We start from the raw sequence: 18032 nt of genomic DNA, 5'->3' as shown, positions 1-18032 counted from the left end.
CTCGATGCCCGACTCCCGAGCGCGATCCGCGCCTCGTCGCGGTTCAGCCAGCCCATCGGGTGCTTGTACATACTCAGTCCGCGGGCCGCGGGCCGCGGTCCCGGGCACGGTGGGCGCCCGGCCGTCGTGTGCCGGCCGGATGGCAGTCGCATGAAAGGCCGAGCTTCGCTCCTGACCGGTGGCTCCGGCCGTGCGTAGAGTCCAGGAGATCGTTAGTCCCTACGACTTGGAGCTCCTGTGCACCGCAGACTCATCGTCCCGAGCGCGCTCGCGGCCACGCTTCTGCTGGCGATCCCGGCATCGGCCGCAAACACGTCGGTCGGGGCCCCGGGCATCGGCGACCCCTACTACCCGGCAGCCGGGAACGGCGGCTACGACGTCTCCCACTACGACCTGAGGCTCACATACCAGCCGCAGACGGACCTGCTGAAGGGGACGGCGACGATCCTCGCCACCGCCACGCAGCGCCTGAGCCGCTTCAACCTCGACTTCGGGCTGTCCGTCGACGAGGTGCGCGTGAACGGCAGGAAGGCCTCGTTCACGGCGAGCGGCGACCACGAGCTGGAGATCACTCCGGTGACGCCGCTGGAGAAGGGCCGGCCGGTCTCCGTCACCGTCCGGTACGCGGGCAAGCCGTCCGAGCTCAGCATCGGCGGCTACACCGCCTGGCACCGCACCCCGGACGGCGGAGTCGCCGCGCAGGAGCCCGAGTCGGCGGTGTGGTGGTTCCCGAGCAACGACCATCCGCTGGACAAGGCGACGTACGACATCTCGGTCGCGGTCCCGGACGGCACCCAGGCCATCAGCAACGGCGTTCTCGTCTCGCAGAGTTCGCGGCTGGGCTGGACGCGTTTCAGCTGGCGCTCCAACAAGCCGCAGGCGTCGTACCTGGCGACGCTCGCCGTCGGCAGGTTCGACATCACGACCGACAAGACCGCCGACGGGCTGCCGGTCCTCAACGCGTACAGCAAGGACCTCGGCGACAACGCGGGTGCGGCACGGGCCAGCATCGAGCGGACCGCCGAGGTCACCGAGTGGCTGACCGAGATCTTCGGCCCCTACCCGTTCAACGCGATCGGCGGTTACGTGCCGAACGTGAAGAGCGGCTACGCGCTGGAGACGCAGACCCGTCCGTTCTACAGCCCGCGGCAGTTCGCGAACGGCGCCAACGTCTCCGTGGTCGTGCACGAGATGGCGCACCAGTGGTACGGCGACAGCGTCTCGGTGGACGGCTGGAAGGACATCTGGGTCAACGAGGGCTTCGCCCGCTACAGCCAGTGGCTGTGGTCCGAGAAGGAGGGTGAGGGCACCGCGCAGGAGCTGGCGGACCACGTCTACGCGACGCGGGCGGCCGACGATCCGTTCTGGACGGTGAAGCCGGGCGACCCGGGCCCGGACAACCAGTTCCACATCGCCGTCTACGACCGGGGCGCGCTGGCGCTGCAGGCGCTGCGGAACGAGATCGGCGACGAGGACTTCTTCGCGATCCTCAAGGGCTGGCCGGCGGAGCGTGCGTACGGCAACGCCAAGGTGGGCGACTTCGTCGCGTACGCGGAGCGGATCTCCGGCAGGCCGCTGGGCGCCCTGTTCGAGACGTGGCTGTACGAGCCCGCGAAGCCGGCCGCCCGGGCGGCGGCCGGGGCGCGGATCGCTCAGGGTGACGCGGCCCGGCCGGCGCAGCCGAAGTCCTGGAAGAAGATCGCGGAGACGAACACGATCCACGAGCACGAGCAGGGTCACGCTCACGACCACTGACGGTGGCGGCTCGGTGCCCCGCGGCCCACGGTCCGCGGGGCACCGGCGCGTTCGGGCCGGGCCGACGACGCCGGCAGGCGCCGGCCGTGCCGGGCGCCTGCCGGCGCGGAGTTCCGGCGGCATCGCCGGTGGGACCGGCCGGCCCCCGGGCCGCGTGCACCGTCGGCGGCGCCGGGCGGCCAGGGCGGTGCACCCGGTGCCGGCGCACCGCGTGGCGGCGTCGAGCGTTGGCGGGGCAGGCGGCACGGCGCGCGGTGGTGACCGCGCGTCCTCGGCGTCGGCGCAGGAGTTGGTGCCGCCGATGACGCCCGCGCCGGGCCCGTACGGACGACCCTCGGTGGGAGCGCTCTCAGGCATGCGGGCCAGGAGTTATCCTGAGCGGCGTCAGGGCTCGCAGCCGACGGAGCAGACACAAGGAGCGCCCGCCTTGCCCGAGCAGACCGCAGGGTCCCGTCCCACGCTGGAAGCCGTCGCCGCGCGCGCCGGGGTCTCACGGGCCACGGCCTCCCGGGTCGTCAACGGCGGTGCCGGAGTGCGGGCTCCCCTGGTCGACAAGGTGCGCCAGGCGGTGGAGGAGCTGGGCTACGTGCCCAACCACGCGGCCCGCACCCTGGTCACCCGGCGCAACGGCGCGGTGGCCGTGATCATTGCGGAGCCGGAGTTCCGGATCTTCTCCGACCCGTTCTTCGAGCAGCAGGTGCGCGGGATCAGCCGTGAGCTGACCGCGCACGACTCGCAGCTCGTGCTGCTGTGGGTGGAGGGCCCCGGCGATCACGACCGCATCGCCCGCTACCTCGGCGGCGGCCATGTCGACGGCGCGCTCGCGTTCTCGCTGCACAACGACGACGAGCTGCCCGCCGTGATCGGCCGCGCCAGGATCCCCACCGTCTTCGGCGGCCGGCCCGTCACCGGTTCCTCTCCCGACGTGCCGTACGTCGACTGCGACAACCGGGGCGGGGCGCGCGAGGCCGTGCGCCATCTCGTCTCGCTCGGGCGCACGTCCATCGCCCACATCGCGGGCCCCCGCGACCAGACCTCCGCGCTCGACCGCGTCGACGGGTACCGCGACGTGCTGGTCGACGCCGATCCCGGCCTGATCCGCCAGGGCGACTTCACCGAGGAGAGCGGGGCCCGCGCGATGGCCGAGCTGCTGGACAGCCGCCCGGACGTGGACGGCGTGTTCGTCGCCAACGACCTGATGGCGTCGGGCGCCCTGCGGACGCTGCGCGAGCGGGGGGTGCGGGTGCCCGAGGACGTGGCGGTCGTCGGCTTCGACGACATGGAGTCCGTCGTCGCGACGACCCGGCCGGCGCTGACCACCGTGCGCCAGGACATCGAGGGCATGGGCCGGCTGATGGTCCGGCTCCTGATGCGGCTGCTGAACGAGGGCGGGAGCGACACCCCCGCGTCCGTCATCACGCCGACCGCACTGGTGCGGCGGGCGTCGGCCTGATCTCCGGCGCCCGCCGCCTCTCGTGCGGTCCGTCAGCCGTAGGGGATCACCAGCACGGAGGTGTCCGTCCCGGTCCGGAGCCTGGACGTGCCGTTGCCGATCGCGCTCCACACCTCCAGCCGTACGGTGCCGCCGGCGAGGTTGCCGAGCGTGCCCGTAGCCGACTTGAGCCCGCGCGACTGCGCGTACTCCTCCCAGCCCGTGACGGGGTCGGTGGCGAAGTAGTGGTACGTCTCGGTCCGCTCGAAGGTGCCGTCACCGGTGAGGTCGTAGCTGACACGGGCCTGCTGGCCGAGGCCCACCGTGGTGCCTGCGTCCACCGGCAGCCGGAAGGCGGTCGAGGCGCCGGGCCTGAGCGTGCCGGTCACGCCGCGGACCTCGTAGACCAGCGGCCGGTACGGGGTGCCGTCGTGGTTGGCGCCGTCCGCGGACGCGATCGTGTCGCTGCCCGGCGTGCCGCCGGTAGCCGTCGTCAGGGTGCCTCCGCTGCGCAGCTGGAACGTGTTGCCCGTGGGCGGCTGGGGATCCGGGTCGCCGCCGCTCCCGGTGCCGGTCGCGGTCGACCGGGCCGGTACGGACAGGGTTTTGCCGTCGGAGAAGGTCACGGTGCGGGCCGTCGTCCCGTGGTTGTGCGCCGCGTACGTCCGTACCGTGCCCTTGGTGAAGACGGCCGACGTCGGGATGTCGCCGGTCACGGTGGCGTCCGGGGCGCCGAGGGTGTCCAGCGTGCTGATCCAGTGGTACGTGTGGGCCTTGGACTCGCCCTGCTCGGGGGTGTAGCCGGCGTGACCCGCGTCCCACTTCGACCGGGCGGCCGCCGGGTCGGCGAGCGACTGGAACTCCCAGAGGATGTCGCGCCATTCGACGGCCGGGCCGCCGTTCTCCCGTTCCATCTCGGCGATGTTGCGCCGGATGGCCGCCTTCTCGCCGCCCAGGTGCAGTGAACCGCCGGTCACGGGCAGCACGTTGATGCCGTGGATCTCCTCCGGGTTCGCGGTCCACCAGGTGGCGTACGCGGCGCCGCTGCCCCACACCATGCCGGCCGTGTCATGGCCGAACGAGGCAGGAAAGACCTGCTCGTCGGCGTCGAACCAGTACTGCGCGATCGACTCCGCCTCCGTCGTCAGCAGGTACGTGCCGAGGTCGCGCAGCGCGGTGTCGCCGGTCGCCGAGCCCCACAGGACCAGTGCGGCGCTGAGGTTGGTGGACTCCGAGGACGACTCCTGGTTGTTGCCCGCGGCGAAGCCCTGGTGGCCGGACGCCCAGCTGTGCCCCGCGTACACGTCGAAGCCGCGCAGGAAGGGGAAGGCGGTGTCGGTGCGGCTGGGGTTGGCGGTGTCGCGGACCAGGGTCTTCACCATGCCGCCCCACGCGGAGTCGGCGGCCCATCCCTGGTCGTACTGGGCGACGACGGCCGCCGCGTAGACGTAGTAGCCGTAGTGGAAGTGGTGGTCGTTGAGCTCGGTGTCGCTGCCGTAGGAGGCCGGGTAGCCGGTCAGCGTCCGCCAGTTCCTGTCGTACGAGAACTCCGACGCGCCGCCCGTGGTGAACCACTCCTGGAGCCTGCCCTTGATCAGGCCGATGAGCCGGTCGCGGACGGCGCTCTCGCCGATCTGGTCGGCGACCGGCACGAGCTGGGCGAGACGGCCGAGCGCCTTGCCGGTCCAGTACGTGTCGGTGGCCCCGGAGAACGGGTCGGAGGCGTTCACGACCTCGTGGAGGTATCCACGCAGGCGTGCCGCGTCCACACCGTTGGACTTCGGCAGGGCGGGCAGCACCCCGGACGCCTTCTGGGAGGTGGTGAACGACGCGCCCTCGCGGACCTTCATGGTGCCGCGCGGCGAGACGTACGCGTACGGGGTGAGCGGGTCGGTGGTGTGGAGCCACTGGTGGCGGTACAGGGCCTGGAGCGTGCCGCGTTCGCTGCCCTCCCTGGCCTCGGTGGTGAGCGTGTACGTGGCCCGCACCGTGCCACCTGTGTAGTTCCAGGCGACCTTCGATCCGGTGACGAAGCTGTAGGCGTACTTCTTGTACGTCGCGAGGGCGTCGGTGGAGGGCAGGACGGCGAGGGAGAAGTAGTCCTTGCCGCCGAGGCCCGCGCTGATCGTGGACCCGGAGACGTTCCAGTCGCTGCCGGTGGGCGCGAACAGGGCGTAGTGGTGGCCGGCGACGGTGATGCCGAGGACGTTGCCCTGGTCGGCGAAGACGGTGGGGGCGGCGGCCGTGGTGATCTGCGCGTTCGCGCCGGTGCCCTTGGCGTACACGAAGGGCAGGCCGTGCCCGATGGTGGTGCGCAGCGTGCGGGCGCCGTCCGACCAGTAGGGGGTCACGGTCCAGTCGGACCAGTCGTCGGCCTTGGTGTCGGGCGAGTTGAGCCCGGCGAGGCCGATGGTCAGGTCCCGCTTGTGGGCGAACTCGTACTGGCGGCCGTCGCCGACGATCGCGGGGGCGGTGGGGTAGCCGACGTCCAGGCCGCCGGCGGTGGCCTGGTAGGTGAGCGGGTGGCCGTACATGGGGGTCGAGTACGGGTTGTCGCCGTAGCGCTGGAAGGCGAGGGAGGACCACCAGTCGTTGGTGGGCACCGGCCGGACCGAGGCCGCGGCGGTGACCTTGGGGGTGACCGGTGTGCCGGTGTTGGTGGTGGGGCCGGACGTGCCGGCGGGGCGGGTGTCGGAGTAACTGCCGGAGCCTACGGGGACGGTGGCGGCGGCCGCGGGTGCGGCGGCGGGGCCGAGTCCGACGGCGGCCAGGGTGGTGGCCAGGACCAGCGCGGCAGCTGGTCCGGTGCGGGGGGCTGGCATGGACGGCACCTCACGTCATCATGGATTGGGGGGCCGAGAGCGCTCTCAGGTGGCCGAAACGTAAAACTCCTGAAACGCACGTGTCAATAGATGAGACACAGAAGGGACTTGGGCCCGAGTCCAAGCCGTTACGCCTTCGACTATTGACGGGGCGAGTACGGAGCGGGCACGCTCCAGTCGCAGATCTGAGAGCGCTCTCACGCGGTACCGACCACCCGCGCTCTCGCTCCACCCCGAAGCCAAGGGAGGCTTCCCATGCCCATAGCCCGAGCCGCCAAGAGGGCCGCCGTCCGACTGGGTGCGGTCGCGCTCGCCGGGGCACTGCTCGCCGCCTGCGGAGGTTCGTCCGACGGCGCCGCCGACAGCGCGGGCGGAAAGGTCACGCTCACCGTCGACCTGTTCGGATCCTTCGGCTACAAGGAGGCCGGGCTCTACGCCGAGTACGAGAAGCTCCACCCGGACGTCACGATCAAGCAGACGGACACCGAGGACGAGGCCGACTACTGGAAGTCGCTCCAGACCCGGCTGGCCGGCGGCGGCGGTCTCGCCGACGTCCAGGGCATCGAGGTGGGGCGGATCGCGTCGGTCACCCAGCAGCAGGCAGACAAGTTCGAGGACCTGAGGAGGCATGGCGCGGACAAGCTCGAGGACCGGTTCGCCGAGGCCAAGTGGGCGGCCGCGACCGGCAAGGACGGCCAGGTGCTGGGGCTCGGCACGGACGTCGGGCCCGAGGCCATGTGCTACCGCACCGACCTGTTCGCCGAGGCCGGACTGCCCACGGATCGCGAGGAGCTCGCGAAGAAGTGGTCGACGTGGGAGGGCTACCTGGAGCTGGGCCGGCAGTACAAGGAGAAGGCGCCGGCCAAGAGCGCCTGGCTGGACAGTGTCGGCAGCCTGTTCTCCATCATGATCGGCCAGGAGAAGGAGCGTTACTACGACTCCTCCGGGAAGCTGATCTGGGAGACCAACCCCGCCATCAAGGCCGCCTGGGACACCTCCGTCGAGGCAGCGCAGGACGGACTGAGCGCCGAGCTCGACCAGTGGTCCCCGCAGTGGAACCAGGCCTTCGCCGCCGGTTCCTTCGCCACCATCCCGTGCCCCGCCTGGATGCTCGGCTACATCAAGGGCCAGGCCGGTGACGGCGGCAAGGGCAAGTGGGACATCGCGAAGCTGCCCGGCGGCGCCGGCAACTGGGGCGGCTCCTACCTGTCGATCCCGCGCGCCGCGAAGCACAAGAAGGAGGCGTACGAGCTGATCGAGTGGCTCACCGCCCCCGAGCAGCAGGCCAAGCTCTTCCGCAAGCAGGGCAACTTCCCCTCGGCGACGGGCGCCATCGACCAGGTCGCCGACGCGAAGGACCCGTACTTCTCGGACGCCCCCATCGGGCGGATCTTCGGTGACGCGGCGAAGGCCGCACCGGTCCAGGTGCTCGGAGTCCACGACCAGAACGTGAACCAGCAGATCACCAACGCGCTGAGCGAGATCGAGCGCAAGGGCACCTCACCCGACAAGGCATGGTCGAACGCGAAGAAGGGCGTCGACAACACCATCGGCTGACACCCACAGCTCCGGGCCCGGTCCCTGGCCTCCCCCCGCCCCGGACCGGGCCCGGACACCCCCTGGGCCCCGCCCCGTACCGACTCCCTCCGAAGGGCCGCACCGTGACCCTCACCGCTCCCGCGAAACCGTATGCGCCGCCCAGGCCGCCGGCCGTGCGGCGCGCCTGGCGCAAGGTCTCGCCGTACGCCTACATCGCCCCGTTCTTCACGCTCTTCGCCGCCTTCGGCCTCTTCCCGCTCCTCTACACGGCGTTCGTGTCGCTCTACCGGGTGGAGCTCCAGACCCCCGGCGAGATGGAGTGGCGCGGGCTCGGCAACTACACCGCGCTGCTGGGCGACGAGTTCTTCTGGACCTCGCTGCGCAACACGTTCACCATCGGGGTGCTGTCCACGGTGCCGCAGCTGGTGATGGCCCTGGGCCTGGCGCACCTGCTCAACTACCGCCTGCGCGGACGGACGTTCCTGCGCACGGCGATGCTCCTGCCGTACGCCACCTCGGTGGCCGCGGCCACGCTCGTCTTCGCCCAGCTCTTCGGCCGCGACTTCGGCCTCGTCAACTACGTCCTGGGGCTCGTCGGCATCTCCCCCGTCGACTGGCAGACCGGGACGCTCGCCTCGCAGATCGCCGTCTCCACCATCGTCGTCTGGCGCTGGACGGGCTACAACGCGCTGATCTACCTCGCGGGCATGCAGTCCATCCCGGGCGAGCTGTACGAGGCGGCCGAGATGGACGGGGCGTCGCGCTGGCGGCAGTTCTTCCACGTGACGCTGCCGGGCCTGCGGCCCACGATCGTCTTCACCGTCATCGTCTCCACCATCGGCGCCACCCAGCTCTTCGGCGAGCCGCTGCTGTTCGAGGGCTCCGTCTCCGGCGGCATCTCGCACCAGTACCAGACGCTCGGCCTGTACATGTACGAGCAGGGCTGGGGCTTCTTCCACCTGGGCCGGGCCGCCGCCATCGCCTGGGTGATGTTCCTGCTGATCCTGGTGCTGGTCGGGGTCAACGCCCTGGTCGCGCGCCGCCGTTCCCGCAAGGAGGCCGGCCGATGACCGCGCTCGCCGAGCCGCCGGTGAAGCAGCCGGCCACCACGACGCCCAGGGAGCGGAAGCGCCGGCGGGGCCGGCCCGGCGCCGGCCGCACGATGCACGGCGGGAAGCTCGCCCACGCGATCCTGATCCTCGCGGTCCTCGTCTCCGCCTTCCCGTTCTACTGGACCATCGTCGCGGCCAGCCGGTCCAACGCCGACCTGGCCAAGGTGCCCCCGACGCTGCTGCCCGGCTCCCGCCTGATCCACAACTTCGAGGCGGTGATGGAGGAGGCCGACATCGGCAAGGCGCTGATCAACTCCTTCGTCGTGTCCTCCTCGATCACCGTCGGCACGGTCCTGTGCTGCACGCTTGCCGGGTTCGCCTTCGCCAAACTGCGCTTCCGGGGCCGGGGGGCGCTGCTCGCCGTCACGGTCGGCACGATGATGATCCCGCCGCAGCTCGGCGTCATCCCGCTGTTCATGCTGATCGCCGAACTCCAGTGGGTGAACCAGTTGCAGGCCGTGATCCTGCCCGGACTGGTCTCCGCCTTCGGGGTGTTCTTCATGCGGCAGTTCCTGGTCCAGTCCCTGCCGGACGAGCTGATCGAGGCCGCTCGGGTGGACGGGGCCTCCACGGCCAGGATCTTCTGGTCGATCGTGGTGCCCGTCGCCCGGCCGGGAATGGCCGTGCTGGGCATGCTGACCTTCATGGCCGCCTGGAACGACTTCTTCTGGCCGATCGTCGCCCTCTCCTCGCAGGAGCCGACCGTCCAGGTCGCGCTGCGCCAGCTCGGCGGCGGCTATGTCCACGACCAGTCCGTGATCATGGCGGGCACCCTGCTCGGCACGCTGCCGGTGCTGCTGGTCTTCGGGCTCCTGGGCCGGCAGATCGTCGGCGGCATCATGCAGGGCGCGGTCAAGGGCTGACCTCGCGACTTCCCTCTCGTACGACGTCTCACTCCTGGGAGTTCCATCCTCATGACCGCACTCGACGCACGCCCCGACACGACGGCGACGCTCCGGTTCCCGGCGGGCTTCCGCTGGGGCACCGCCACAGCGGCGTACCAGATCGAGGGTGCGGCAGCCGAGGACGGGCGCACCCCGTCCATCTGGGACACGTTCAGCCGCATCCCGGGCAAGGTTCGCAACGGCGACACCGGCGACATCGCCGCCGACCACTACCACCGCGTGAGCGAGGACATCGCGCTCATGAGACGGCTCGGCGTCACGGACTACCGCTTCTCGATCGCCTGGCCGCGGGTGCAGCCCACCGGCCGCGGGCCGGCCGTGCAGAAGGGGCTGGACTTCTACCGCAGGCTCGTCGACGAGCTGCTCGCCTCCGGCATCCGGCCGGTGGCCACGCTCTACCACTGGGACCTGCCGCAGGAGCTCGAGGACGCCGGCGGCTGGCCGCAGCGCGAGACGGCGCAGCGTTTCGGCGAGTACGCGGGGATCGTCGCCGGGGCGCTCGGTGACCGGGTGGCGACCTGGACGACGCTCAACGAGCCGTGGTGCGCCGCCTTCCTCGGATACGGCAACGGGGTGCACGCTCCGGGCCGCACCAGCCCGCTCGCCTCGCTGCGCGCCGCCCACCACTTCAACCTGGCGCACGGGTGGGCGGTGCGGGAGCTCCGCTCCCGGCTGCCCGCGCAGTGCGAGGTGTCGCTCACGCTCAACCTCCACGCGGTGCGGCCCCTTTCGGACTCCGCCGCGGACGCCGACGCGGCGCGCCGGATCGACGCGGTCGGCAACCGGATCTTCCTCGACCCGGTGTTCCACGGCCGGCTTCCTGAGGACCTGGTCCGCGACACCGCGCCCGTCACGGACTGGTCGTTCGTGCGGGACGGGGATCTGGAGGCGGCGTCGGCGCCGGTCGACTCGCTGGGCATCAACTACTACTCCCCCACCGTCGTCGCCGCCGGTTCGTCGCCGGCGCCGTCGCCGTGGGCGGGCGCCGAGGAGCACGTGCGCTTCCTGCCGGCGCCCGGCCCGCGCACCGCGATGGACTGGCCCGTGGACGCGGAGGGTCTGTACGAGCTGCTGACCCGGCTGCGCGACGACCTGCCGGACGTGCCGCTGGTGATCACCGAGAACGGGGCCGCCTACGACGACTACGCCGACCCGTCCGGGGCGGTCAAGGACCCGGAGCGGGTGGCCTATCTGCGCGCGCACCTCGCCGCGGTGCACCGGGCGATCGAGGCCGGCGCCGACGTGCGGGGCTACTTCCTGTGGTCGCTGCTGGACAACTTCGAGTGGGCCTACGGCTACAGCAAGCGGTTCGGCATCGTGCACGTGGACTTCGCGACCCAGCGGCGCACGTTCAAGGACAGTGCGCACTGGTACGCGGACGTCATCGCGCGCGACGGACTGAGCTCCTGAGCCGGCCGGCCCGGCGGACCTCGCGCCGGGCCCGCCGGGCGAGCGGCAGGTAGCGCAGCCGCTCGGGGAGCAGGGGCACCAGGACCCGGACGACGCGGCCGAACCGGCGCAGGGCGCGCTCCTGTTCGTCCGTCCAGTCCAGGCCGATGGCCTCGCGGGCGTCGGGCGGCATCAGCCCGACGGTCATGAAGCGGCGGAAGCGGGCGAGCGGCGGCAGCAGCACGGGCCACAGGGTCCGCAGGACGAGCCGCAGGAGCAGCGGGCCCCGGTCGGGAGGCGGCACCCGCTGGTGCACGTCGACGAGTTCGCGTACGACGACGGTCGCCTCCAGCTCGTCGGCGAGCACCTTGCGGTAGTAGGGCCAGAACTCCTCGATGCTCTGCGGCATGTCCCGGTCGTGGATGCCGAGGACGCGGCCGACCTGGAGCCACTCGGCGTACAGCTGCCGCTCCTCGGCCTCGGTGAGCGGGCGCACCAGGTAGCGGGCGGCGTGCCGGTAGACGGGGAAGCCGGTGGCGTGGACCCAGGAGTAGTGGGCGGGGTCGAGGGCGTGGTAGCGGCGGCCGTGGGCGTCGGTGCCCTGGATGGTGCGGTGCAGCGCGCGCAGCCGCCGGCCCTCGGTGGCCGCTTCCTCGCCGCCGTAGATCCACAGCTGGAGCGAGCGCAGGGAGCGTTCGCCGCGGCCCCAGGGGTCGGTGCGGAAGACGGAGTGCTCGTCGACGCCCGCGCCGACGGCCGGGTGAGCGACCTGGAGCGTGAGCGCGGCGGGAAGCATCAGCAGGGCCCGCACATCCCCGGCGAGGCTCCACAGCACCCCGCCGGGCGGGGGCGGGTCGACGGGTGCTGCGGCCCTGCTCATGGGGTTCTCCAGGTGGTGCCGGGGTCCGGTTTCCCGGTGTGACGGTCACCTTCCAGTGTGACTCACCACCCCGTGAAACGGACCGGGGGATGTCGGGGCTGCGGTACGGCGCTGCTGTACAGCACCAGCGCCCGGAGCGGTCCGACCTTCCGCCTGAGCTCCGCCTATGTGGAAGGAAGCCGCTGCCGGAGCCTCGCCTGACGTCGAGTTCCGGGCACCCGTGCACGCGACCGCTCTGGCTGAGGCGGAGCGGCGCCTTGGGCGCGTCTTGCCGGCGCAACTGAGCGCCCTGCTGAGGGAGACGAACGGGGTAGTCAGCGAGTACGGGACCGGCGTCGTCTGGTCCCTGGATCGGATCGTGGACCAGAACCTCCTGTTCTGGTCCCCCAATACGCTTCCCGGGCCTGTACATGCCCTTTGATCCGCTGCTGTTCTTCGGCGACAACAGCGGCGGCGATCAGTTCGCCTTCGTCCTTACGCCCGAACGTTCGGACATGTTCGTCTGACGGCCTTGGGAAGCTTCGTCCCGTACTGCTTGGCGAACGCCTCGACCGCGGCGGCCGCATGCTCCTCGGCGTCCAACCCGAGGCCGGTCCACAGGTCATGAGCATTGCTTGCGAGGGGCAAGGGCAGGGCACGGCAGACTGCCGCTATGTGGATACCAGCGGCAGTGACGACGCTGCTCTTCGTGCTCGCGTCGGTCTCTGCGATTTTCCAGGCTCGCAAGGGCCAGTGGTGGACCGCTGTCGCGGTCTTTCTGCCTTCCCTCGGTGTGGCCGCGCTGCTTGGTGGCTTGGAGTGGCAGAGCACGCCGCTCTTCTGGCTGGCGTTCATGCTCGTGGTGGCCGGCTTCGGCGCGGAGGGCATGGCCTACTGGAGAACTCGAACGGCTGGTAGGGGGCAGGTGGACCAGTGAGCGCGGCCACGTGTCGAGTTCGGTGGACTCTCCATGGCCCAGGCAAGCCAGAGGCCCTCCTGTCAGGTTGAGGCCCCTGGCCGGCCGCAGGATTGATCCTGTGGCCTCATCCTTATCAGGTCGGTCCGAGAGCCCCGCTTCGCCACGGGAAGCCGTCGATACCTGCGGCCCGCCACCTGGAAGTGATCGCAGGAGAACGCTCCGATTCGCTGGCGTTGGTGTCAGCCGTTGATGTCATCCGCAGTCCGCCGGGAGCATCATGCGCTCCGCCGCTGCGTCGGCAGTCACGGGGACCACGCCGCCTTCGGGTCACTGAAGAGCGTGTCAGGTGAGGCAAGGAGGGTGGAACGGAGCGAGGCGTCCATCCAAGCGGGATCGACTGGAACACCCATCATGCGTTCCATCAGCGCAAAGGATTCGGCGCACAGCGTCTCCATGCGAAACGCGACGTCTTCCGCCCAGGCGGGGACCTCCAGCTGGCGGTCCATCCAGGTCGCGTCCTCCAGGCCAAAGGGATCGAACATACCGTCCACTCGGCCATCGACTGCATGCATGACCTGATAGCGGGCGTTGATGTTCCGGTGCACGCTGAAGAACTCGCCGCCGTCCAGCGAGGCTCGCCTGGCGATCTCCGGAATGCTGCCGTGGTAACCCCACTCAATGGCGATGACGTGCTTCCCGACGGTAACGACGCGCAGTAGTTCGTCGTCGGGGTAGGGGTGACTGACCTGTTCGTCGACCGCTTCAGCGAATGTCATCATCCGAGACGCTGCCGGATCACCGCCGAAAGCGCGGATCACGTCGTCCTCGGTCTTCCCCGAGATCACGGAGAAGGTGTAGGCCTCCGGCTCGTCTGCATCAGCCCACGCGTACTGGGCAACGAGGTCATCCCACAATGCCGTGCTTCTCCCCGCTCCGCCGTCCGCGTCAGTCACCGTGGCGCTGCACTCTACAGAGAGGTCGGTGTAGCGGCTTCGGTCGGGGCTGCCATGGGGCGAGAGATGACCTGCCCGCTCAAGCCCGATGTGGGCCCGGTCTTCGAGTCGCGCGGCCGACAGAGCCGGGGCCCGGAGCGGGGCGGAGACAGGAGCGCAGGCCCGGGCGGACGGGCCGCGCTGTGCGCGGCGGGGTGCCTTGATGAAGACCTGTTACGGACAGCTCTGCCCCAGCTGAATCAGTCGGCGCCAGCAGATCAGTGCGCATCCGAGCGTGAGGAAGGCTTCATGGATGTCGTCGCGGATCTCCCACCGCATCCGCAGGCGGCGGAACGAGTGCAGATGGGCGAAGGCGCGCTCCACAGCCCAGCGTTGACTGCCCACACCGGAGCCGCGCTCCGCTCCCCGTCGGGAGATGACCGGCTTCACCCCGAGGGCCCAGGTTGGGGATCATCTCCCTGGCCTGGGCCTTCGTCTGCGGAGCGGGCGACAGGGCGATCGGCCGCTCGGTGATGAGCAGCTCGCGCGATGCGCATGGCCGTATGCCTGGCGACGCATGCCCTGCGTTCGCCATGCCAACCGAGCGAAGTACGGGGCGCCCAGGTACGGATCGGGGCACGGAGCGGAGAACGGAGCCAATCGTTGCGCCTGGGGAAAGGAAGTGGGCGCCCGCCTATTACCTGGAGGTAACTTCTGCTGGTTTGATGTGCGGCGCCGGCCGTACGGCCGGCTCCGAACCCCCACCGGAAACAGGAGATCCTGTGCTGAACTCCGCGCTCCGCCGCATCCCCGGCGCAGCCCTGACCGCCGTGCTCGCCGCCACCACCCTGGCCGCGACCGCACCGTCGGCAGTCGCCGCACCCACCGCGGACACCCCGCGACTGAAGGTGCTCACGTACAACACGTTCCTGTTCAGTAAGTCGCTCTACCCCAACTGGGGCCAGGACCACCGGGCGGCCGCCGTCCCCGCGGCTCCCTTCTTCCAGGGCCACGACGTGGTCGTGCTCCAGGAGGCGTTCGACAACTCCTCGTCGGACGCGCTCAAGGGCAGGGCGGCGGACCGGTATCCGCACCAGACGCCGGTGATGGGCCGCAGCAGGGGCGGCTGGGACGCGACGAGCGGCGCGTACTCGGCGACGACGCCCGAGGACGGCGGTGTCACGGTCCTGAGCAAGTGGCCGATCGTGCGCAAGGAGCAGTACGTCTACCAGGACGCCTGCGGTGCGGACTGGTACTCCAACAAGGGGTTCGTCTACACGGTCCTCGACGTGAACGGCACGAGGGTCCACGTCGTGGGTACGCACGCGCAGTCGACGGACCCGGGGTGCGACGCGGGTGAGGCGGCCGAAATGCGCAGCCGTCAGTTCCGTGCGATGGACGCGTTCCTGGACGCCAAGAACATCCCGGCGTCCGAACAGGTGATCATAGCAGGCGACTTCAACGTCGACTCCCGTACGCCGGAGTACACGCGGATGCTCGCCGACGGCGGTTTCGCCGGGCCGGACGCGCGGACCGGGCACCCGTACTCGTTCGACACGCAGGAGAACTCGATCGCCGCCGAACGCTACCCCGACGACCCGCGCGAGGATCTGGACTACGTGCTGCACCGGGCGGGGCACGCGCGGCCCGCGGGCTGGACCAATGAGGTGATCAAGGAGGAGAGTGCGCCCTGGTCGGTCTCCAGCTGGGGCACCACGTACACGTACACCAACCTGTCCGACCACTATCCGGTGACTGCCTCCAGCCAGTAAGCGCAAGCGCGCGGCGGCACCCTTGTCCTGATGTCAGGGCCATGCCACATTGAGTCCGCAGTTCGGACTGGTCCAGTCCATATTGCCGTCCCCACGGCAAGCCCCCCACGGACTCGTAGAAGGAGAAGCCCTGATGAGACGCACGCTCCGCGCGCGCATCTGCCTTCCCGCCCTTCTGGCCCTCACCGCCGTCGGACTCGGCTCCGCCACGGCGGGGGCCGCCGACCACCCGGTACCGGCCGCCGGTCCGGCCCCGGGCGTCGCGGCGACCGCCGTCCAGTACGCCCAGCACAGCTCGCTCGAACGCGCCCTCGGCGACCGCACCGCCGGCTCCTACCTCGACGCCGCGAGCGGCGAACTGGTGGTCACGGTGACGGACGCCGAGGCCGCCGAACAGGTACGGGCGACCGGCGCCCGCGCCGAGCTCGTCTCGCGCAGTGCGGCGCAGCTGCGGTCCGCGATCGACATCCTGCAGGCCAAGGCCCGGATCACCGGCACCTCGTGGGGCATCGACCCCCGGACGAACCAGGTCGCGGTCGAGGCCGACTCGTCGGTCTCGGCGCGCGACATGGTCCGGCTGAAGACGGTCGCCGCAGCGCTCGGCGACCGTGTGCGGATCACGCGTGTGCCCGGCGTCTTCACCGAGGAGGTGGCGGGCGGGGACGCGATCTACGGCGGCGGCTACCGCTGCTCGGCGGCCTTCAACGTCTCGAAGGGGACGACCCGGTACTTCCTGACGGCCGGACACTGCACCAACTCGGCGAGCAGCTGGTCGGCCACCTCCGGCGGGCCGTCCATCGGCACCCGTGAGGGCACCAGCTTCCCGGCCAACGACTACGGCATCGTCCGCTACACGGACGGCTCGGCGCCCGCCGGGAACGTCAACCTGTACAACGGCAGCTACCAGGACATCAGCTCCGCGGCCGACGCGATCGTGGGCCAGTCACTGCGCAAGTCCGGCTCCACCACGAAGGTGACCAGCGGCACGGTGACCGCCGTCAATGTCACCGTGAACTACAGCGACGGCCCGGTCTACAACCTGGTCCGCACCACGGCCTGTTCCGCGGGCGGTGACAGCGGTGGCGCCCACTTCGCCGGCTCGACGGCGCTGGGCATCCACTCGGGCAGCTCCGGCTGCACCGGCACCAGCGGCTCGGCCCTGCACCAGCCGGTGCGCGAGGCGCTGAGCGCGTACGGGGTCGCGGTCTACTGACCTCGGTTCGTCACAGCGGGGCGTCCCCACCGGCCGTGGGCGCGCCCCGCATCGCGTCCGGAGCGGGTCGCGCCGGGACGCTCAGCCCTTGGCGTACCAGTCGGTGTCGTCGCTCGCGGCGACCGAGGTGTACGTCTGGTGGATGCCCACCAGGGCCGCCACCAGCCGGGGGTCCCAGACGCCGGCCGCCGCCCGGTACTCGTCGAGCATCCCCCGGTACACCAGCGGAGCCCGGCCCGACCCGTCCCGCAGGGTCAGCCGTCGCGGGCAGGTCACCGGGTCCTCGGCGAGGCCGGTGAAGGAACCGATGATCACGACGATGTTCCACGGCATGAACACCGTCCACCACATCGCCCACCAGAACAGCCGCCCGGCCGCCCCCTGCGCGGGGCGGCCGTTCGCGGGCTCGACGGTCCAGCGGGTGCGGCGGAACGCGAGGAGTGATCCGCGGCGCATCCGGATGCGGCCGATGGCGGTGCCGGCCGGGTCGTCGACGCGGTAGACCGCCCGGGGGCCGGTGACGGATTCGGTGGTCACCCTGGCGAGCAGTTCGCCTCGCTCGTCGCCGGACCAGAGGACGAACTCGCGTGCCGTGCCGTGACCGTGGAACGCGCCCGCCCCGTGGTCGCGCTGCAGCACGGCGACAGGCCGCGGCGCGCCACCGCCCTCCTTCGCCACGATCATGATGGGCAGCCCGCCGCTTCGCGGCAGGTCCTTGTACGCGCCCCGCAGGCCGCCCCGTCCCGTGTTGACCAGTGAGTACGTCGTCGTCGCCATGTGCTCCCCCGTGAAGGCCGCCGACCATCCTAGATCGCCGCCCGGGGGACGACGCCGCCGGTCAGTCGTGGTCGTAGACGGTGACGTCGATGCCCCGTGCCGTGAGCCGGGCGGCTATCAGCGGCTCGATCCGCGACCACGTGCCGCCCGCCAGCCCGCAGCCGATGCGCGGCATGTGGACCGAGGCACCCAGCTCCAGCGCCTTGCCGGCGACGGCGTCGAGCGCCGTGTCGATGGCCTCGTAGCGCACGGGGACGCCTTTGCTGCCGGTGCGCACGCCCCGCTGGCCCACCATGTTGGCCACCCAGAGGTACGGGCCGACCTGGACGAACTGGGCCGCGCCCAGTGCGAAGTCGTTTCCCGCGCGCTGCCGGTGCCAGCGGCGGTAGGCCGCCTCGGGCTCGGGCCAGCGGCGGGAGAGGGCGAGCACGAAGCCCTTGCCCCAGCCCCCGATGTCATTGCACACGTGCGCGATCACTTTGACGCCTTTGCCCTGCGGCGTGGTGGCGTCCCCCCGGACGTATCTGATCTCGGACATGGCACAACCGTACGATGCACCTCTGACAACGCCCCGCTTCAAGCCCCGGCTTTCACAACGATGGTGAG

General features: G+C 70.9%; 14 protein-coding genes and 1 pseudogene. 9 read left to right on the top strand and 6 right to left on the bottom strand.

The genetic code is table 11. The annotated features are described in order from the left end of the window. Positions 1 to 237 precede the first annotated feature (237 nt). On the top strand, positions 238 to 1755 hold the full coding sequence (locus tag ACWD0A_RS10705) for a M1 family metallopeptidase (RefSeq protein WP_451296651.1): 1518 nt from the start codon (positions 238 to 240) through the stop codon (positions 1753 to 1755). A 427-nt stretch (positions 1756 to 2182) separates the two neighbouring features. Beyond that, on the top strand, positions 2183 to 3208 hold the full coding sequence (locus ACWD0A_RS10700; RefSeq protein ID WP_451296649.1) for a LacI family DNA-binding transcriptional regulator: 1026 nt from the start codon (positions 2183 to 2185) through the stop codon (positions 3206 to 3208). A 32-nt stretch (positions 3209 to 3240) separates the two neighbouring features. Here ACWD0A_RS10700 and ACWD0A_RS10695 read toward each other — a convergent pair whose 3' ends face one another. Further along, positions 3241 to 6009, bottom strand: coding sequence for a glycosyl hydrolase (locus tag ACWD0A_RS10695; RefSeq protein WP_451296647.1), 2769 nt, complete (start codon positions 6007 to 6009; stop codon positions 3241 to 3243). Between the two features lie 255 nt (positions 6010 to 6264). Here ACWD0A_RS10695 and ACWD0A_RS10690 point away from each other — a divergent pair, with 255 nt between their 5' ends. The 4 genes from ACWD0A_RS10690 to ACWD0A_RS10675 all read left to right on the top strand — a co-directional run bounded on the left by ACWD0A_RS10690 (position 6265) and on the right by ACWD0A_RS10675 (position 10975). Continuing rightward, a complete protein-coding gene (locus ACWD0A_RS10690) occupies positions 6265 to 7566 on the top strand; it encodes an ABC transporter substrate-binding protein (RefSeq protein ID WP_451296645.1) in 1302 nt (433 codons plus the stop codon). Positions 7567 to 7670: 104 nt separating this feature from the next. Next, positions 7671 to 8618, top strand: coding sequence for a carbohydrate ABC transporter permease (locus ACWD0A_RS10685; RefSeq protein WP_451296643.1), 948 nt, complete (start codon positions 7671 to 7673; stop codon positions 8616 to 8618). Beyond that, positions 8615 to 9523 carry a carbohydrate ABC transporter permease gene (locus ACWD0A_RS10680; protein WP_451296641.1) on the top strand — a complete coding sequence of 303 codons (909 nt, stop codon included), beginning with the start codon at positions 8615 to 8617 and terminating at the stop codon, positions 9521 to 9523. The genes ACWD0A_RS10685 and ACWD0A_RS10680 overlap by 4 nt, the downstream gene beginning before the upstream one ends. A 51-nt stretch (positions 9524 to 9574) precedes the next feature. After that, a complete protein-coding gene (locus tag ACWD0A_RS10675; RefSeq protein WP_451296639.1) occupies positions 9575 to 10975 on the top strand; it encodes a GH1 family beta-glucosidase in 1401 nt (466 codons plus the stop codon). On the opposite strand, the gene ACWD0A_RS10670 is transcribed toward ACWD0A_RS10675, so the two are convergent. Continuing rightward, on the bottom strand, positions 10947 to 11834 hold the full coding sequence (locus tag ACWD0A_RS10670; RefSeq protein WP_451296637.1) for an oxygenase MpaB family protein: 888 nt from the start codon (positions 11832 to 11834) through the stop codon (positions 10947 to 10949). The two genes, ACWD0A_RS10675 and ACWD0A_RS10670, sit on opposite strands and share 29 nt — an antisense overlap. 670 nt (positions 11835 to 12504) lie before the next feature. On the opposite strand from ACWD0A_RS10670, the gene ACWD0A_RS10665 reads away from it, so the two are divergent. After that, on the top strand, positions 12505 to 12750 hold the full coding sequence (locus tag ACWD0A_RS10665; protein WP_451296635.1) for a hypothetical protein: 246 nt from the start codon (positions 12505 to 12507) through the stop codon (positions 12748 to 12750). A gap of 284 nt (positions 12751 to 13034) precedes the next feature. Here the strand turns inward: ACWD0A_RS10665 and ACWD0A_RS10660 are convergent, their stop codons facing one another. Together ACWD0A_RS10660 and ACWD0A_RS10655 are read right to left on the bottom strand one after the other, a co-directional pair. Then, the gene (locus tag ACWD0A_RS10660) at positions 13035 to 13685 is read right to left on the bottom strand and encodes a DUF6461 domain-containing protein (protein WP_451296633.1); all 651 of its coding nucleotides are present in this window, start codon (positions 13683 to 13685) and stop codon (positions 13035 to 13037) included. 213 nt (positions 13686 to 13898) lie between these two features. Then, positions 13899 to 14117 (bottom strand): annotated as a pseudogene (locus ACWD0A_RS10655) (transposase); the annotation flags it as partial. 329 nt (positions 14118 to 14446) lie between these two features. Here ACWD0A_RS10655 and sph point away from each other — a divergent pair. Together sph and ACWD0A_RS10645 are read left to right on the top strand one after the other, a co-directional pair. Continuing rightward, complete coding sequence (gene sph, locus ACWD0A_RS10650; protein ID WP_451296631.1) at positions 14447 to 15436, top strand: sphingomyelin phosphodiesterase; 990 nt, start codon at positions 14447 to 14449, stop codon at positions 15434 to 15436. Between the two features lie 133 nt (positions 15437 to 15569). Further along, complete coding sequence (locus ACWD0A_RS10645) at positions 15570 to 16649, top strand: S1 family peptidase (protein ID WP_451296629.1); 1080 nt, start codon at positions 15570 to 15572, stop codon at positions 16647 to 16649. A gap of 81 nt (positions 16650 to 16730) precedes the next feature. On the opposite strand, the gene ACWD0A_RS10640 is transcribed toward ACWD0A_RS10645, so the two are convergent. Together ACWD0A_RS10640 and ACWD0A_RS10635 are read right to left on the bottom strand one after the other, a co-directional pair. Beyond that, positions 16731 to 17426, bottom strand: a complete 696-nt coding sequence (locus ACWD0A_RS10640; protein WP_451296627.1) for a hypothetical protein — start codon at positions 17424 to 17426, stop codon at positions 16731 to 16733. Between the two features lie 61 nt (positions 17427 to 17487). Beyond that, positions 17488 to 17964 (bottom strand): macro domain-containing protein, encoded by a 477-nt coding sequence (locus tag ACWD0A_RS10635; protein WP_451296625.1) that lies wholly within the window; start codon positions 17962 to 17964, stop codon positions 17488 to 17490. Positions 17965 to 18032 lie beyond the last annotated feature (68 nt).

This window comes from Streptomyces sp. NPDC002867 (assembly GCF_053591895.1).
Note: the sequence above shows the minus strand (reverse complement) of the source record. Positions and strands in the feature narration are given on the sequence as shown.